This is a genomic window from Paractinoplanes bogorensis, assembly GCF_018829635.1.
Classification (GTDB): Bacteria; Actinomycetota; Actinomycetes; order Mycobacteriales; family Micromonosporaceae; genus Actinoplanes; species Actinoplanes bogorensis.
In genome coordinates, this window is sequence record NZ_JAHKKG010000017.1 from 1 (window position 1) to 15,675 (window position 15,675).

Annotated in this window: 11 protein-coding genes; 3 read left to right on the forward strand and 8 right to left on the reverse strand. The window is 67.5% G+C overall.

All coding sequences use genetic code 11. The annotated features are described in order from the left end of the window. Window positions 1-2,808: 2,808 nt before the first annotated feature. From KOI35_RS41275 to rpmH, 8 genes are all read right to left on the reverse strand, one after another. Entirely contained in the window at window positions 2,809-3,876 is a 1,068-nt protein-coding gene (locus KOI35_RS41275) for a ParB/RepB/Spo0J family partition protein (RefSeq protein ID WP_215795200.1), read from the reverse strand. After that, entirely contained in the window at window positions 3,873-4,934 is a 1,062-nt protein-coding gene (locus KOI35_RS41280) for a ParA family protein (protein ID WP_438870655.1), read from the reverse strand. Before KOI35_RS41280 ends, KOI35_RS41275 begins: the two co-directional genes overlap by 4 nt. Window positions 4,935-6,113: 1,179 nt before the next feature. Continuing rightward, a complete protein-coding gene (gene rsmG / locus KOI35_RS41285; protein WP_308121380.1) occupies window positions 6,114-6,869 on the reverse strand; it encodes a 16S rRNA (guanine(527)-N(7))-methyltransferase RsmG in 756 nt (251 codons plus the stop codon). Between the two features lie 266 nt (window positions 6,870-7,135). Beyond that, on the reverse strand, window positions 7,136-7,702 hold the full coding sequence (locus KOI35_RS41290; protein ID WP_308121381.1) for a Jag family protein: 567 nt from the start codon (window positions 7,700-7,702) through the stop codon (window positions 7,136-7,138). A gap of 135 nt (window positions 7,703-7,837) precedes the next feature. Next, entirely contained in the window at window positions 7,838-8,878 is a 1,041-nt protein-coding gene (yidC, locus tag KOI35_RS41295; RefSeq protein ID WP_215795202.1) for a membrane protein insertase YidC, read from the reverse strand. 1 nt (window position 8,879) lies between these two features. Beyond that, window positions 8,880-9,137 carry a membrane protein insertion efficiency factor YidD gene (gene yidD, locus KOI35_RS41300; protein WP_215795203.1) on the reverse strand — a complete coding sequence of 86 codons (258 nt, stop codon included), beginning with the start codon at window positions 9,135-9,137 and terminating at the stop codon, window positions 8,880-8,882. After that, window positions 9,134-9,490, reverse strand: coding sequence for a ribonuclease P protein component (gene rnpA, locus KOI35_RS41305; protein WP_215795204.1), 357 nt, complete (start codon window positions 9,488-9,490; stop codon window positions 9,134-9,136). Before rnpA ends, yidD begins: the two co-directional genes overlap by 4 nt. A 35-nt stretch (window positions 9,491-9,525) precedes the next feature. Next, window positions 9,526-9,663: a 50S ribosomal protein L34 gene (rpmH, locus tag KOI35_RS41310; RefSeq protein ID WP_125812322.1), complete on the reverse strand. Its 138-nt coding sequence runs from the start codon at window positions 9,661-9,663 to the stop codon at window positions 9,526-9,528. A 574-nt stretch (window positions 9,664-10,237) separates the two neighbouring features. Between rpmH and dnaA the strand changes: the two genes are divergently transcribed. From dnaA to gnd, 3 genes are all read left to right on the forward strand, one after another. After that, a complete protein-coding gene (gene dnaA, locus KOI35_RS41315; RefSeq protein ID WP_215795205.1) occupies window positions 10,238-12,013 on the forward strand; it encodes a chromosomal replication initiator protein DnaA in 1,776 nt (591 codons plus the stop codon). 1,549 nt (window positions 12,014-13,562) lie between these two features. Next, on the forward strand, window positions 13,563-14,696 hold the full coding sequence (gene dnaN / locus KOI35_RS41320; protein WP_215795206.1) for a DNA polymerase III subunit beta: 1,134 nt from the start codon (window positions 13,563-13,565) through the stop codon (window positions 14,694-14,696). 105 nt (window positions 14,697-14,801) lie between these two features. Then, window positions 14,802-15,674, forward strand: a complete 873-nt coding sequence (gene gnd, locus KOI35_RS41325; RefSeq protein ID WP_215795207.1) for a phosphogluconate dehydrogenase (NAD(+)-dependent, decarboxylating) — start codon at window positions 14,802-14,804, stop codon at window positions 15,672-15,674. Window position 15,675 lies beyond the last annotated feature (1 nt).

The window sequence follows — 15,675 nt, forward strand, 5'->3', positions numbered from 1 at the left end:
GCTCCGGGCTCCGGGCTCCGGGCTCCGGGCTCCGGGCTCCGGGCTCCGGGCTCCGGGCTCCGGGCTCCGGGCTCCGGGCTCCGGGCTCCGGGCTCCGGGCTCCGGGCTCCGGGCTCCGGGCTCCGGGCTCCGGGAGAGTCTAGGTCTGTTTCACGTGAAACCGACCGGCTAGGCGACGGCTTAGTATGTGTTCCGTGAAGGCCGTGCTGTCCGCGGCAGGAACCAGGACGGGTCCAGGCCGCGCTGGCTACTCGGTGCGGCTCATCGACCTGAAGAGTGGCCACAGGGTCCGCGGCGTGTGGAGGCCCAGCAGAATCCTCGGGCGGGTCATAAGTAACGACAGCAGCAACGGAAGCTGGACCGTCTTCCGCCTAGAGCTGATGCCGGCCGTTAGAGACCCCGGGCATCCGTACTCCGCTGTCGGCTGACAACGTTCTGACGGCCGTCGAGCGCCTGAACCGAGGAGTCGGGATTCAACGCCTCCAAGTTCTGAGCGCACCACCGAGGGCGCTCAGATCATCGTCTAGGGCCGACCGGGTGATGCGAGCTGGCCTTGCGATGTTCCACGTGAAACGCCGCTTCCTCTCATGGCCTTCGAATCGCGCTGACCATGGAGCTTCGCTCAGCATCTAACGCATGGCGCCTTGGCAGAACACTGACTAGCAGACCGATTCGGCCTCCGCGCCGTCCAAATGGACCAGCAACGCCGTTCGGGCCTCGCCCCTTTCCGGCCGGCTCTACTGTTCGACAGCGGGAACGGATGGGGCGGACGAATGTAGCCCGTGTCGAGATGGAAGGCCGCGGCAGCTACAGCGCGCGTTTCACGTGAAACCGAAAAGGAGAGCGTGGGCCGGTCCGGGCCTGGGGCTTTTCCGCCGAGCGTTTCTGGCGGCGTCGGCTCATGGGAACAGTCTTAGAGGCAACCCCAGGATGCCCTCGATGCCGCAGAGTTCTACGCACCGGAATCGCAGTCGGCGGCACGCCGAGAGATTTTGCCGAAACGGTGATGTCTGACTGGCATGCGCGGGGCGCAGCGGAGGCGACCGGCGACCCCGGGAGGATGGGCTCTCCGGACACTCGTTGCTGAGACTCTGGGGGGATCAATTTCGGATTCAGCCGAGCAAAGTCCGGCACAGCCATCAAGGACTCAGGTCCATATGGGCTAGGAGATGGCACCTCCATTGGGCTCGGTTTCACGTGAAACTGGGATTCGTGCGAGGGCACCCCCGCACGGGGTGCCCGTTTCACGTGAAACATAGGGGACCGGCACTCCTGCAGTCCGAGCCAGCCTGTTGCCGCATTGGTGGCGACTCGGATCCTATTTCCGGACCGCGGCCCGCGCCCAAACTCCGGACAACTCACCTAAGCCACGCGGGACTGCAGAACAACTGCGAGCGGCCTGCGATGAATCGTGTACGGAGCAAAGTCCGTGGTTCCGACAGGCCTCCCTCCGCGAGCAGAGCACCTCGGACCGCCAAGCACTGCGCGGTCCGTCACCGACGTCCCTCCAACAGGAGCGGATTGACCTCTAGTCACGACGCTCTACGCCTCGATGCGCCGACTGTGGGTAGGGGTGGGTAGGGGTCTACTAAGCCCAGACGAGACGCGACCAGAACTCTCCAGTGCGGATCCGCGGGTCCGGCCGTGGCGTACACGAGCCAAGGTCGGCTCAGCGCGCACCAGAGTAAGCATCGGATCGGCGGGTCTCGAACCAGACAAGCCGCGCAGGGCGAGGGTCCGGTCGGCAGCCGCGGTATGGGTCTATTCGGCTCAGAAACTCGATGCCCGGCTCAACGAAGCAGCATGGCGGGGTCAGTGCCGGCGACGTTGGTGCCTTGGGTGCACACAGCTCCGCCACAGGCCGTCCGCACAACTGCAATCCAGTCGGTCCGCTAGCGATCTCTACGCATCACACAATGCCGCGCAGGTCGCTCGGCATGCGCTGCACCTGGTCCATGCCCTGGCATCTCGTCGACTGCAGAGCTGTTACAGCGAGCCGGCCGACGCCGAGGACGCACTAGTCCAACCGGATTCAGCGGCCATCGGCATACCTCTGCGATCCCCCAAGATCCAGGCTGACGACAGCCCGCCCGATCCGGGTGATGATCTGGTCGAGGCCGGTCGGGACTTCGTCTGCACCGCCGGTCGTTCGACCGGAGGTCGTGCCCGCACCCACGAGTTTGCGAGATGGAGGCGGCAGACCTGAACGGTAGAGACCCCGGACTGCGCACAGCCGCCGTCCCTAGGGGAGAAGAACCCAGCTGTCTTCGAGAGGGGAAGCCAACATCATTGCGCGGGGTCGACTCGCTCGATCCAGCTATAGGCATGACGGGCCGATGTAGGTACGTAAAGATATTGACTGACCAAACCAACGGACCGACCGCTCTCGGCCCCACAACTCCGACAATGCCTTGATCCACACATGATTGGCGCCCATAAGCGTTGGAGTGAGCGCTGCCGATCGATCAAAAACAACCGTAGACAGGTAGCGAGTGGCAGATCAACTTCGGTTGCGACAGAAATTCACAAAAGCGACGTTCTGCTAGCGACATCGCACCAAATAGCACCGCTTAGAAATCCCAGGAGAATGGCTCTGACAGAACCATTCCGAACCCGCGAACCCGCGAACCCGCGAACCCGCGAACCCGCGAACCCGCGAACCCGCGAACCCGCGAACCCGCGAACCCGCGAACCCGCGAACCCGCGAACCCGCGAACCCGCGAACCCGCGAACCCGCGACGGAGTTTCGGGCACAAGAAAGGGGCACGCCAGCAACAGCGTGCCCCGATCGGGTGAAAGCGCCGAACCCTACTCCTCGTCGCTCCCGCCGGCGGAGCCTTCCTCGTCGACGCCGATCATGCCCACTATGCGTTCGAGGTCGTCCACCGTAGCGAACTCGATCGTGATCTTGCCTTTGTTGCGCCCTATGTCGACCTTGACTCGGGTGTCGAAGCGGTCGGACAGGCGCTCGGCCAGGTCGTTGAGGGCGGGCGCGTGGACCTTCGCCCGTCGGCTCGGGGCGGCCTTCTTGGCGGGGCCGTCCGAGAGCGTGAGTGAGACGAGTTCTTCGGTAGCCCGTACGGAAAGGCCCTCGGCCACGATGCGAAGAGCGAGCTTCTCCTGCGCCTCGCTGTCGTCCAGGCCGAGCAGGGCGCGCGCGTGCCCGGCCGACAGGATGCCCGCGGCCACCCGTCGCTGGACGGGAGCCGGCAGGTTCATCAGCCGGATCGTGTTGGAGATCTGCGGGCGACTCCGACCGATCCGCCTCGCGAGCTCCTCGTGCGTGGCCCCGAACTCCTCGAGCAGCTGCTGATAGGCGGCCGCCTCTTCCAGCGGGTTCAGGTTGGCCCGGTGGATGTTCTCGAGCAGCGCGTCCCGCAGCATCGCGTCGTCGCGGGTCTCCCGCACGATCGCCGGGATCGACTCGCGCCCGATCGCCTGGGCCGCCCGCCAGCGGCGCTCACCCATGACCAGCTCGTACCGGCCGTCGCCCATCTCGCGAACGACGATCGGCTGGAGGAAGCCGACCTCCTGAATCGAGGTCTTGAGCTCGTCGAGCGCTTCCTCGTCGAAGACGTGCCGCGGCTGCTTCGAGTTCGGCTCGATCGACGTGACCGGAAGCTCGAGGAACCGGGCACCCGGAACCGGCGCAAGGTCATCCGAAGCCGAAGCCGAAGCCGAAGCAGGAGCCGTGGCCGAAGCAGGAGCCGAAGCAGGCGCAGGCGGAGCCGAAGGCACTGGGGGAGCGGTGATGAGATGCGCCGCCGGTTCGGCAGCGGGCGAAGGCACCACCGGATCCGCCGGCGCCGGCGCCGGCGCGGTCGGGATCAGAGCGCCCAGGCCGCGGCCCAGGCCGCCCCGTGGACGGTTCTTCATGCGGTGCCTCCCGTGTTGACGCCACGCATCGCGATCTCCAGGGCGGCCTCGAAGTAGCTGGTCGCGCCCCGTGATCCCGGATCGTAGGTCATCACAGACTGCCCGTAGCTAGGAGCCTCCGACACCCGCACGTTGCGCGGGATGACGGCGTTCAGCACCTTGGTTCCGAAGTGGTTCCGCACATCCTGCTCGACCGCGTCGGCCAACCGGGTCCGGCGGTCGTACATGGTCAGCAGAATCGTCGAGACGTCCAGCGTCGGGTTCAGATGCTGGCGTACCAGATTGATGTTGTTGATCAGTTGGTTCAGGCCCTCCAGCGCGTAGTACTCGCACTGGATCGGAATCAGGACCTCCTGCGCCGCGCACAGCGCGTTGACCGTCAGCAGGCCGAGCGACGGCGGGCAGTCGATGAAGACGTAGTCGAAGGGCTCCGGGTGCGCCGCGATGGCGCGCGACAGGCGGGACTCACGCGCGACGACCGAGACCAGCTCGATCTCGGCGCCGGCAAGGTCGATCGTGGCCGGTACGCACCACAGGTTGGGGATCCCCTCGACCGGCTGGGCAACCTCCGACAGCGGGATGTTGTCGATCAGGCAGTCGTAGACATCCGGCACGCCCGCGTGGTGCGGCACGTTGAGACCGGTGGACGCGTTTCCCTGCGGGTCGAGGTCGACGACGAGCACCCGGTTGCCGTGCAGGGCCAGAGCCACCGCGAGGTTCACCGTCGTGGTGGTCTTGCCGACGCCGCCCTTCTGGTTCGCGACGCAGAGCACCCTCGGGTGGTCCGGACGCGGCATCGTTATCTCGCCGCTCGGGTTGAGGATCTGCACAGCTCGCAACGCTTCCATGGCCAAGGGCGGATCGTCTTCATCCCGGCCCGGCGTTTCACGTGAAACATGTTCGTCCGCACTCAAAGGAGTCTCGGCCGGGGCTGCCGGAGCGGGCGGCGACGAGACCGGGACGGGCGTCGAAGCTACTGCCGGCGGTCCCGATCGAGGCGCAGGCGCCGGACGACGCGAATCATCGGACGAGGGCGCAGGCGCAGGCGTCCCGTAAATCTGTCCACTTCCGGGGTAGGCGCTGCCTACTCGAGGCGCCGGAACGGGCTGTTCTCCGGTGTTGAATGCGCCACTCGAACCACCGACGCCGGTTCCCGCCGCACGATCGCGATCGAGAGATGACTCGGTTTCACGTGAAACACCGTACTCATGCACCGTTTTATCCCTGTTAGTGAGGAACGGGTCGGTCGGCGACAAGTGCGTTCCGGCGGCAAAAGACCGGTCCACACTATCGACGCCCGGCCAGCCTACGGCCGCCGGGCGAGCCTCGCCATGGCCAACCGCCTGATGAGGCGAGTGCATCGTAGACACTTCCCCCTCATCGAGCGACCCGAACATCACTGCGTCGGACTCGCCTGCGGCCGGCGCTCCCGCTTCCTCACCCTCGGAGATCACCGCTCCGGACGAAGCCGACCAAACCCCCGCGACCTCGATCGGCTGACCGGCTTGCTGGCGCGCTTCCGCATCGCCGGCTCCAGCTCCTTTTCCCGTACGCCGGAACGCCCGCGACAACCGCAACAGCGCCGATCTCCCGGCCCCGCGTGACCCATCTCCGTCCCCGACCGACGGCACGTCACCCGCCGCGGACCCGGCTGCCGCCGGCTCCATCGAACTCACCGAAGAACGGTCGGACACTCCACGAACCTGATCACGACTGTCCCGCGGTGCTCGACTTCCACGCCCCTCAGGCCAGGGAGACCGAACCGGCTCACCATCAGAACTCGCCTCAGCCTGTGATGAACGGCGTAACGACGTCGCCCCAGCCAACATGAAACGAGTGGTCGACTCCGGCTGCGGAGAACGGATCGACGGCATCGCAGACCGCGCGGGGGCCGCTGGGGAGCCACCAGACACAACCGGCTCCGCGCCCGCAGGGGAGGAGCGCGGTGACGGCTTGCGATCCCCAGCACGTGCCGACCCACCCGAACCGGCCCGCAAGGCAGAGTTCCGCCCGTCTCCAACAGGTGTGGCGCCGCCGGGACGCAGGTCGAGATCGCGTGAGCCGACAACGGCCCGCGGCGCAGCGGCCTCGCGCGCGCCGCCCCCAGGCGCCACGCGATCGCCTTCGGGAGCACGACGGGATGGATCCGCGCGGGGTGCCTCGGCGGCATCTCCTGGACTGCCCTGGTCGGGACGCCTGGCTCTCGCGTTCCGCTTCCGCGCGCCCCGCTTGGACATCTATCCCCTCCGCGATCTCCCTCGCCCGGTCCCACGACCGCCGGACCGTCCGCCCGCGTCGCGTCCCGGCCCGGCCACCCGGGTGGGCGGCTTCGGCCTCGACTGCACGACAACCTCGAGCACCGTCGTCGGCGGGTCGATCAGTCCCTCCCCGCACAGCCGGAGGACCGGATCCGAACCGCCCAACGCGACCACCGCGTCCCGGTGCTCGGCTGCTTCCTCGGCGGCCGTGGCGCCCTTGAGCGCCAGCAGCCGGCCACCGACCCGGGCCAGCGGCAGGCACCAGCCCGCCAGTCGGTCCAGCGGTGCGACCGCCCGTGCCGTGACGACGTCGGCGCCGGCGGGGGGTCCGTCGACGACGTCCTCGGCGCGGCCCCGGACGACCGTGACGGCCGGCTCGAGGCCGAGGATGCTCACCGCCTCCTCGAGGAAGGCGGTGCGTCGTGCCAGCGGCTCGACCAGGGTGATGCGTAGATCCGGCCGGGCCACTGCAAGCACGATACCGGGCAAACCGGCACCAGAGCCCACGTCAACCACCGAAGCGCCGATAGGGATCATCTGGGACACCACGGCACAATTCACCAGGTGCCTCTCCCAGATGCGCGGGGCCTCCCGCGGCCCGATGAGCCCGCGCACCACGCCGTCGGTGACGAGGAGCCGCGCATAGTCCACAGCCAGGCCCAGACGATCCCCGAACACCTCGGCCGCCACCGCAGCGATCTCAGCCGGCGGCGAAGCGCCCACGGGGGCATCCACACCGTCAGAAAGTGCAGAGTCAGCAGCTGAGGAAGGAGCGGCCGACGGAGAAGCAGGCGACGGAGAAGCGGCCGACGACGGCGGAGCCGAAGAAGCTGCGGGTGCCGACGACCGGGACGGCGTCGACGTCGAACGCGTCTTGCCGGGAAAAGCGATCGGCCGGCGTACGGGACGGGAACTTGCCTTTTTGCCCGGGAAAGCCACCGGCCCGGGCGATTCCTCACCCGGGCCGATGTTCCCCGCGCCGAAGCGAGGGTCAGTCATGGTCAGTCCGCCGCGCGCACCACGATGCGACGGTTGGGCTCCACGCCCTCGGACTCGCTCTGCACGCCGGAGATCGCGTTGACGACGTCGTGCACGCACTTGCGCTCGAAGGCCGACATCGGCTCGAGGCGCACCGGGTCGCCGTGCTCCTTGACCTTCTCGACCGCGTTGCGCGCGACCGCGGCCAGTTCCTTGCGACGCGACGCGCGGTAGCCGCCGATGTCGAGCAGCAGGCGCGACGGCGAGCCGGTGCCCCGGAAGATCGCCAGGCGGGTCAGTTCCTGCAGCGCCTCCAGCGTGGCGCCACGCTGGCCGACGAGCGGCTGAAGCCGGCCGCCGACCACTTCGACCATCGGGCGTCCGGCCGACACGAGCTCGTCGATGTCGCCGTCGTAGTCGAGGATGTCCAGCAGGCCCTCGATGTAATCGGCAGCGATCTCGCTCTGGCGGAACAGGTCTCCGTCGGAAGCGACAGTCTCCGACGTCTTGGTCTCCTCGGTCGCCGCCGGCGAGGCCTCAGCCTCGGGCGACGTGGAGACCGACGATTCGGGTGTGCTCGTGTCGGTCACGGTCTCATCTCCGTACTCAATCGGGCCGGACCTGCGGGTCCGCTGTTCCCGCGGCGCCGGGAGCGGTGTGTCGGGGCCGCGGGGAGGTATCGGCAAGGGGAGCGCTCGGGCGCCGGAACGACGCCCGAGCCGCGATCATCCCTTGGGTTTGCTGGCCGGCCGGCCGCCGCGCTTGGGATTCACCGGTTTGGCGCCAGGCTTGGGGGCCAGGGCCTTGGTCTCCACGACGGGCTGCTCGGGCTCCGGCGCCGGCTTGCGGCCGAACAGGCCACCGCTGCGGCCGGGCTGCACCGGGCTCTTCGGGGCCGTGGCGGTGCCACCGGCGGCCTTCTTGACCGGCGGGCCGGACGGCTTGGCGGGCGCCGCGCCGGGCTTCTTGGCCATCGGCGGCGGCGGGAACTTGCGGAGCACCCACTGCTGCTGGGCCAGCGTGAACAGGTTGTTCGTGACCCAGTAGATGATGACGCCGATGGGGAACAGCGCACCGGAGATGAGCAGCGAGGCCGGGATGCCGTAGAGCATCAGGCGCTGGATCATCTTCTGCTGCGGGTCTTCGGCCCAGCCGGTCTTGAGGATCATCTGACGGCTGGTCAGGTAGGTCGTCGCCATCATGATCAGCACCAGGATGCCGGCGATGACCTTCACCGTGGTGGCGTTGGCCTCGAGGGCGGTCAGCTCCTGCGGGGTGGAGCCGAACTTGCCGGCCAGCGGCGCGGTGAACAGCGACGCGTGGGTGGCGCTCTCGAACTGCTCCACAGTCCAGCCGTACAGCGTCTTGCCCTGGTTGTCGGGGTTGAGCCGCCGCAGCGTGTGGAACAGGCCGAGGAAGACCGGGATCTGCAAGAACATCGGAAGGCAGCCCATGAGCGGGTTGGCCTTCTCCGTCTTGTAGAGCTCCATCATTTCTTTCTGGAGCGTCTCGCGGTCACCCTTGTGCTTCTCCTGCAGCTCCTTGACCTTGGGCTGCAGCGCCTGCATGGCCCGCTGGCTCTTGATCTGCTTGACGAAGACCGGGAAGAGGATGACCCGGACGGTGACCACCAGGAACACGATCGCGAGAACCCACGACCAGTTCGTGCCGAGGAACCGGCCGTCGGGCACGCCGATGAAGTCCCAGAGGGCATGCCAGCGCAGGAGGATCCACGAGATGGCGGTGTAGATCCAGTCGAGACTCAATTCAGGCTCCAGTCACATCGGCAGGACGGTGACGGATCGGGTCAGGTACCGGGTCGTACCCGCCAGGATGGAAGGGGTGGCAGCGCAGGAGCCGCCAGACCGCGAGACCTGTCCCTTTCACAGCACCGTGACGCGCCAGTGCTTCCTGGGCGTATGCGCTGCACGAGGGATAGAACCGACAGCGGGCCGGCAGCACCGGACTCACATAACGACGGTACGCGACCACCATCGCGGTCAGCACGCGGGCAAGCAGGCTCATCGGGGCCGCCTGGGTCTGCGGGCCGCCGTCACCGCGGCGGTCAGATCGGTGCCGAGCGTGGAGTAGGACGCGCCAGCCGCGGGCGGCAGCGCCCGTACGACCAGCGTCGCGCCGACCGGCAGCTCGTCGAGCACCGGCCGCACCAGGTGCCGCAGGCGCCGCCGGACCTGGTTGCGGATCACGGCGTTACCGACGGCTTTGGATACGACGAAGCCGGCGCGCGCCGTAGTGGCATGCACCGGCTCCTCGAGAAGCAGATGAACGACAACCGTGCCTCGGCCGACTCGGCGGCCACCGCGGATTGCGGCGACGAAGTCGGCACTACGCCGAAGACGCTGTGCCGCGGCCAGCACGACTACCTGGGCATTCCGGCCCGACAGCAGCCGGCTCAGGCCGACAGCTTGTCGCGGCCCTTGGCCCGGCGGGTCGAGAGGATGGCGCGACCGGCACGGGTGCGCATGCGCAGCCGGAAGCCGTGGGTCTTGGCACGCCGGCGGTTGTTCGGCTGGTAGGTGCGCTTGCTCACGTCAGAACTCCGTCTTCGTACAAGATTCAGGGGGCATCAAAGCTGCAAGACGCCACTTTACCAGAGCGCGGCGGAGCAACCGCTCGACCCTACGCAGGGGTGCCACGCCGGTCAACCATAGCCTGGTGCGGCACACCGTTACGGTGATCACGAGTCGCCGGGTCGTCTTTCTACACAGGTAGTGAATCTTTTCCCGCGGTCGGGCTCTTGTCGTCCGATCGCAGAGTTGATGCTTCGGCGAGGTCGCTGTTAGCGTGCCCGTTTGCTGGTCATCAGCGCGACCCGCATACCACGACGAGTCGGCCAAAACCAGACAAGCAGGTAAATCGTTCGCCACGATGAACCACGCCTTTTCGGGCTCCGGTAAGTCTGCCGACCATCCGGCCGGGAGCGCCCGCCGGTCGGTGCACAGGTTGTGGATAACCTGTGGACAGCCGGTGGCGCCGAGCGTCTTCAGCACGTTAAATGTGGTGCTGAGTGGAGGGGGAACCGTCGCCCGCCGGGGGCAACGAGGGCAAGGCGGTTAGCCGGACAAGGTCCACCGGGGGTCGGTGGCGATGGGGGTGGCGCGGCGGTGGCCGATCAGGTCGACCTGGGTGGTGTGTGGAAGGCGACGCTGGATGAACTGGCCGACGAGATCTCGTCCCGCCAGCAGCGCGCCTATCTGCAGCTGACCCAGCTGCGCGCCATCGTCGAGGACACCGCGCTGCTGGCCGTCCCCGACGCCTTCACCCGCGACGTCATCGAGTCCCGCCTGCGCCCGGCCATCACCGAGACCCTGAGCCGCCGGCTGAACCGGCCGATACAGGTCGCGGTCACGGTCAAGCCACCCGAAGACGGCACCGGCCTGCCCGGCACGGTCTACGGCACCCCGGTCGAGGTCCCGGCCGACGAAGCCGCCGAGCCGCAGCCCCGCCACTATTCCGACGCGCCACGCCAGCCCGAGCCGCCGGCGTACGACTGGAACCCGAACGGCTCGGCCCAGCAGTCCGCGCCCGGCGTCTCCTACCCGCGCGGGGTGCCGACCGCCCGCGGCGGCCAGGAGGCGCTCTTCGGTGACCCGATGCCGTCCCCACCGAGCCGCCCCGGCAACCCAGTGGCGCATGTCACCGAAAAGGCTGATTCCAACGACGCCCCGGTGCATCGCATGGCGTCCGATCCGTCCCAGTTGCGAGACAACCAGCGCCGGCCGGACGAGCACCAGTCCCCGTACGGCGGCAGCGACCCGCGCGACGACACGTTGCAGATGCGCGGCGACAACGGTCCCGGTCGCTCCCAGCACGACGTCCGCCCGTCGAGCAACCCGCGCGGCACCAACGACGGCAACCGGCTCAACCCGAAGTACATGTTCGAGACGTTCGTCATCGGCTCGTCCAACCGCTTCGCGCACGCGGCCGCCGTCGCCGTCGCCGAGTCACCCGCCAAGGCGTACAACCCGCTGTTCATCTATGGCAGCTCCGGACTCGGCAAGACCCACCTGCTCCACGCGATCGGTCACTACGCGACGACGCTCGGTCACGCCCGCAGCGTCCGCTATGTGTCCACCGAGGAATTCACCAACGACTTCATCAACAGCCTGCGCGACGACAAGACGCAGGCCTTCCAGCGGCGCTACCGCGACGTCGACATCCTGCTGATCGACGACATCCAGTTCCTGGAAAATCGCGAGCGGACGCAGGAGGAGTTCTTCCACACCTTCAACACGCTGCACAACGCGAACAAGCAGATCGTCATCAGCTCGGACCGGTCGCCGCGCCAACTGGCCACGTTGGAAGATCGCATGCGCACCCGCTTCGAGTGGGGCCTGCTCGCCGACATCCAGCCGCCCGACCTCGAGACGCGTATCGCGATCCTGCAGAAGAAGGCCGCCCAGGAGCGCATGTACGCGCCCGACGACGTCCTCGAGTTCATCGCCTCGCGCGTCTCCAACTCGATCCGCGAGCTCGAGGGCGCCCTCATCCGGGTGACGGCCTTCGCGAGCCTCACCCGTTCCCCGGTCCAGCTCTCGCTGGCCGAAGAGGTCCTGCGCGACTTCATGCCCGACGGCGCCGGCCCCGAGATCACCGCCGACCAGATCATGGTGTCCACTGCGGACTACTTCGGCGTCTCCCTCGAAGATCTGCGCGGCCACTCCCGCTCGCGGGTGCTCGTCAACGCCCGCCAGGTGGCCATGTATCTCTGCCGCGAACTGACCGAACTCTCCCTCCCTCGCATCGGCCAGGCCTTCGGCGGCCGTGACCACACCACCGTCATGCACGCCGACCGCAAGATCCGTCAGCACATGGCCGAGCGGCGCTCGCTTTACAACCAGATCGCCGAACTGACCAACCGCATCAAACAGAACACCTGAGAGCTTTTCCAGTACGCGGGTGCGTGCCGAACAACCGCATCCACAACTCCCCGCCGCTGCGGGGCCGGCCGTAGAACGCAAGGCCGTACCCGGCCTGCGGCGGCCCCGGACGGGCACGCTGCGGTTCTCCCCGCCTCTGGACGCGTCGCCCTGTGCACAGCCCGACGGGCCTATCGGAGGCTGACGGCTTGTGCACAGTTCCGAACGGCTCAGACGCTCGTGCACAGCGCGACGCGGAGCCAGGCACTTGTGCACAGCGCGACGCGGCGCCGGGCACTTATGCACAGGGCAGCTCAGCCGGCGGCTCGGCGGCTCGGCGGCTTGTGCACAGAGCAGCTCAGCTCGCGGCTCAGCAGTTGTGCACAGGGCGATCTGGCACGCGGCCCGGCCGCTGTGCACAAGCGCCAGACAGCCCGGAACACCTGTGCATAAGTCGGCTCTTGGCTGCTCAGGCCCGTTCTCGGCCCGGTGCACAGCTGCTTAGGTGATCGTCCGCCGCTGTCCACAATTCCAGTCTGTCCACAGGCCGCCCGCCAAGATCCGCTGAACTCGTCACACTGGCCGGTGGCGGGGGACCCCCGGTGGTGGGTGGGCCGTACCCCGGCGACGACAACGACCGAGCGGACCAGGCCGGACGGCAACTGTCCACAGCTCTGTCCGTCGCCCGGAAGGGGTAATTCTCCGCATTCCTTAGCATTTGTCCACAGGGTGTGGACGAAGCCCACGCTCAGAACGCCAAGTTGTCCACAGGCCCGCCCGGTCGATGTCCACCGCTAGTCAGACGACAAGCCTTTCGCCGGCACGCATCCACCGGCCGGTTCTGTCAACGAACCCCGGAAACCGTTTCGTGCCAACGTTATCCACCGCCATCCACAGGCATTCACAGGAAGTTATCCCCAGCGGTGGACAACTCGACGACCCTCTACCCACAGATGTGGACAACTCCTGGGGAAATCGATGTGGACAGACACGGAGAGTCATCTGGCTGTCCACCGCCTGTGGAAACTTGTGGATTTCCTGTTGAAGGTTCTGGGGACGACGAGCCGGAACCGTTACGGCGTTGTCCACACCCCTGGGCACAAACCCCGTGGATATCCGGTGGACAACCGGTGGACAACGGTGGACAACCCCGTCAGGCTCGACTGCCTGTGGACCGGGGAGAGGACTTCTACCCTGGTTTCCCACATGTGAATCACCGGTGGATAACTCTCTGACCTGCGCAAACGCGAGTTCTCCACAGAATGCACAGGACCGATGAAGACGACTAGTTATCTCTTTAATAGAGAACTCAAAAGCAATCACAGGCGTTGGGGAAGTTGTGGATGGGCTGCTTCCGGCTTCTCGGTGCTCCAGGTCTTCAAGGTCAAGAGCGCACCGAGGCCAGGAGGTGCTCCAGCCGGACGGATCAAGAACGGCACGTTCCGGGACCGCAGGGCCGGGTCATCAGCCCGCACGATGGTGGACGACACTGATTAGGCCCTGATCGGCTCGACTGAATAAGGTTCGTGGGGGTCGACGAAGCCCCCGAGGAAGCGACGCGGAGGACAGCATGAAGTTCCGGGTGGAGCGAGACGCACTCGCCGACGCCGTGGCCTGGACGGCGAAGAGCCTGCCCAGCCGGCCGTCGGTGCCGGTGCTCGCCGGCGTCATGCTGCGCGTCACCGACAGCCGCCTCCAGGTCTCCGGCTTCGACTACGAGGTCTCGAGCCAGGTGACCGTCGACGTGCAGGCCGACGCGGACGGTGCCGCTCTGGTCTCGGGTCGTCTGCTCGCCGAGATCACCAAGGCGCTGCCGGCCAAGCCGGTGGACATCGCCGCCGTCGGTGCGCACCTCGAGCTCGTCTGCGGCAGCGCCCGGTTCACCCTGCCGACGATGCCGGTCGAGGACTACCCGAGCCTGCCCGAGATGCCGTCGAGCGCCGGCACCGTCGACGCGGCCACCTTCGCCGCCGCGGTCGCCCAGGTCGCCATCGCCGCCGGTCGCGACGAGACGCTGCCGATGATGACCGGTGTGCGCATCGAGCTGAACGGCTCGTCGATGGCCATGCTCGCCACCGACCGCTACCGGCTGGCGATGCGCGAGCTGGAGTGGAACCCGGACGACACCGAGATCAGCCTCAACGCGCTGGTCCCGGCCAAGACGCTGAACGACACGGCCAAGACCCTCGGCCCCCTCGGCGGCTCGGTCGTCCTCGCGCTGTCGCAGGGCAAGACCGGCGAGGGCATGATCGGTTTCGCCGGTGGCACCCGCCGCACCACGAGCCGCCTGCTCGACGGCGCGAACTACCCGCCGGTCCGCTCGCTGTTCCCGGCCAGCAGCAACGCGCAGGCCCAGGTCGGTGTGGCCGCGCTGGTCGAGGTCGTCCGTCGTGTCGCCCTGGTCGCCGAGCGCACCACCCCGGTGCTGCTGAGCTTCAGCGAGGACGGTCTGGTCGTCGAGGCCGGCGGGACGGAGGAGGCGCGGGCCAGCGAGGCGATGGAGGCCACCTTCACCGGTGAGGCGCTGACCATCGGCTTCAACCCGCAGTACCTGATCGACGGTCTGCAGAACCTCGGCTCGCCCAACGCGATCCTGTCGTTCGTCGACGCGTTCAAGCCGGCTGTGATCTCGCCCGCAACCGAAAGCGGCGAAATCGTGCCCGGTTACCGCTATCTGATCATGCCGATCCGGGTAACCCGCTGATACTGAAGGTTATTCAGGCGATCTGCCGCAGGTCACCGCTTCGGTGACCAAAGCCCTGAATAATCTTCGCTGGGCACGAAAGCAACGCTCATCTAGGGGGACACCATGCAGCTCGGCCTCATCGGTCTCGGCCGAATGGGTGGGAACATGCGCGACCGGATCCGCGCAGCCGGACACGAGGTGGTCGGCTACGACCACCACCCGGAGAACAGCGACGTGGCCAATCTGGCCGAACTGGTCTCGAAGCTCGCCGCTCCGCGAGTCGTCTGGACCATGGTCCCGGCCGGCAAGATCACCGAGGACGCCATCAACGAGCTCGCCGGGCTGCTCGAGCCGGGCGACATCATCATCGACGGCGGCAACTCCAAGTTCACCGACGACGGCCCCCGGGCCGAGCGTCTCAAGCCCAAGGGCATCCACTACCTCGACGTCGGCGTCTCCGGCGGTGTCTGGGGCAAAGACAACGGCTACGCCCTGATGGTCGGTGGCGAGGCCGACGTCGTGGCCAAGGTCCAGCCGATCTTCGACGCGCTCAAGCCGGCCGGCGAGTTCGGCTTCGCCCACGCGGGCACGCACGGCGCCGGTCACTACGCCAAGATGATCCACAACGGCATCGAGTACGGCATGATGCAGGCCTACGGCGAGGGCTACGAGATCCTCATCGCCAGCGAGCTCGTGCACAACGTGCCCGCGGTCATCAAGAGCTGGCGCGAGGGCAGCGTCGTCAAGTCGTGGCTGCTCGACCTGCTCGACCGGGCGCTCGACGAGGACCCGACGCTCTCCGGGCTCAAGGGCTACGTCGACGACACCGGCGAGGGCCGCTGGACCGTCGACGAGGCGATCCGCCTGGCCGTGCCCGCGCACGTCCTGGCCGCCTCGATCTTCAACCGTTTCGAGTCCCGCCAGGATGACTCGCCGGCCATGAAGGCCGTCGCCGCGCTGCGTCAGCAGTTCGGCGGCCACGCCGTCAAGCGCTGAG

Bases quoted from the DNA above. Each gene is read 5' to 3' on its own strand.
- KOI35_RS41275 (WP_215795200.1), bottom strand. From the start codon at position 3,876: ATGAAGAACCGTCCACGGGGCGGCCTGGGCCGCGGCCTGGGCGCTCTG.
- yidD (WP_215795203.1), bottom strand. From the start codon at position 9,137: ATGAGCCTGCTTGCCCGCGTGCTGACCGCGATGGTGGTCGCGTACCGT.
- dnaN (WP_215795206.1), top strand. From the start codon at position 13,563: ATGAAGTTCCGGGTGGAGCGAGACGCACTCGCCGACGCCGTGGCCTGG.
- gnd (WP_215795207.1), top strand. From the start codon at position 14,802: ATGCAGCTCGGCCTCATCGGTCTCGGCCGAATGGGTGGGAACATGCGC.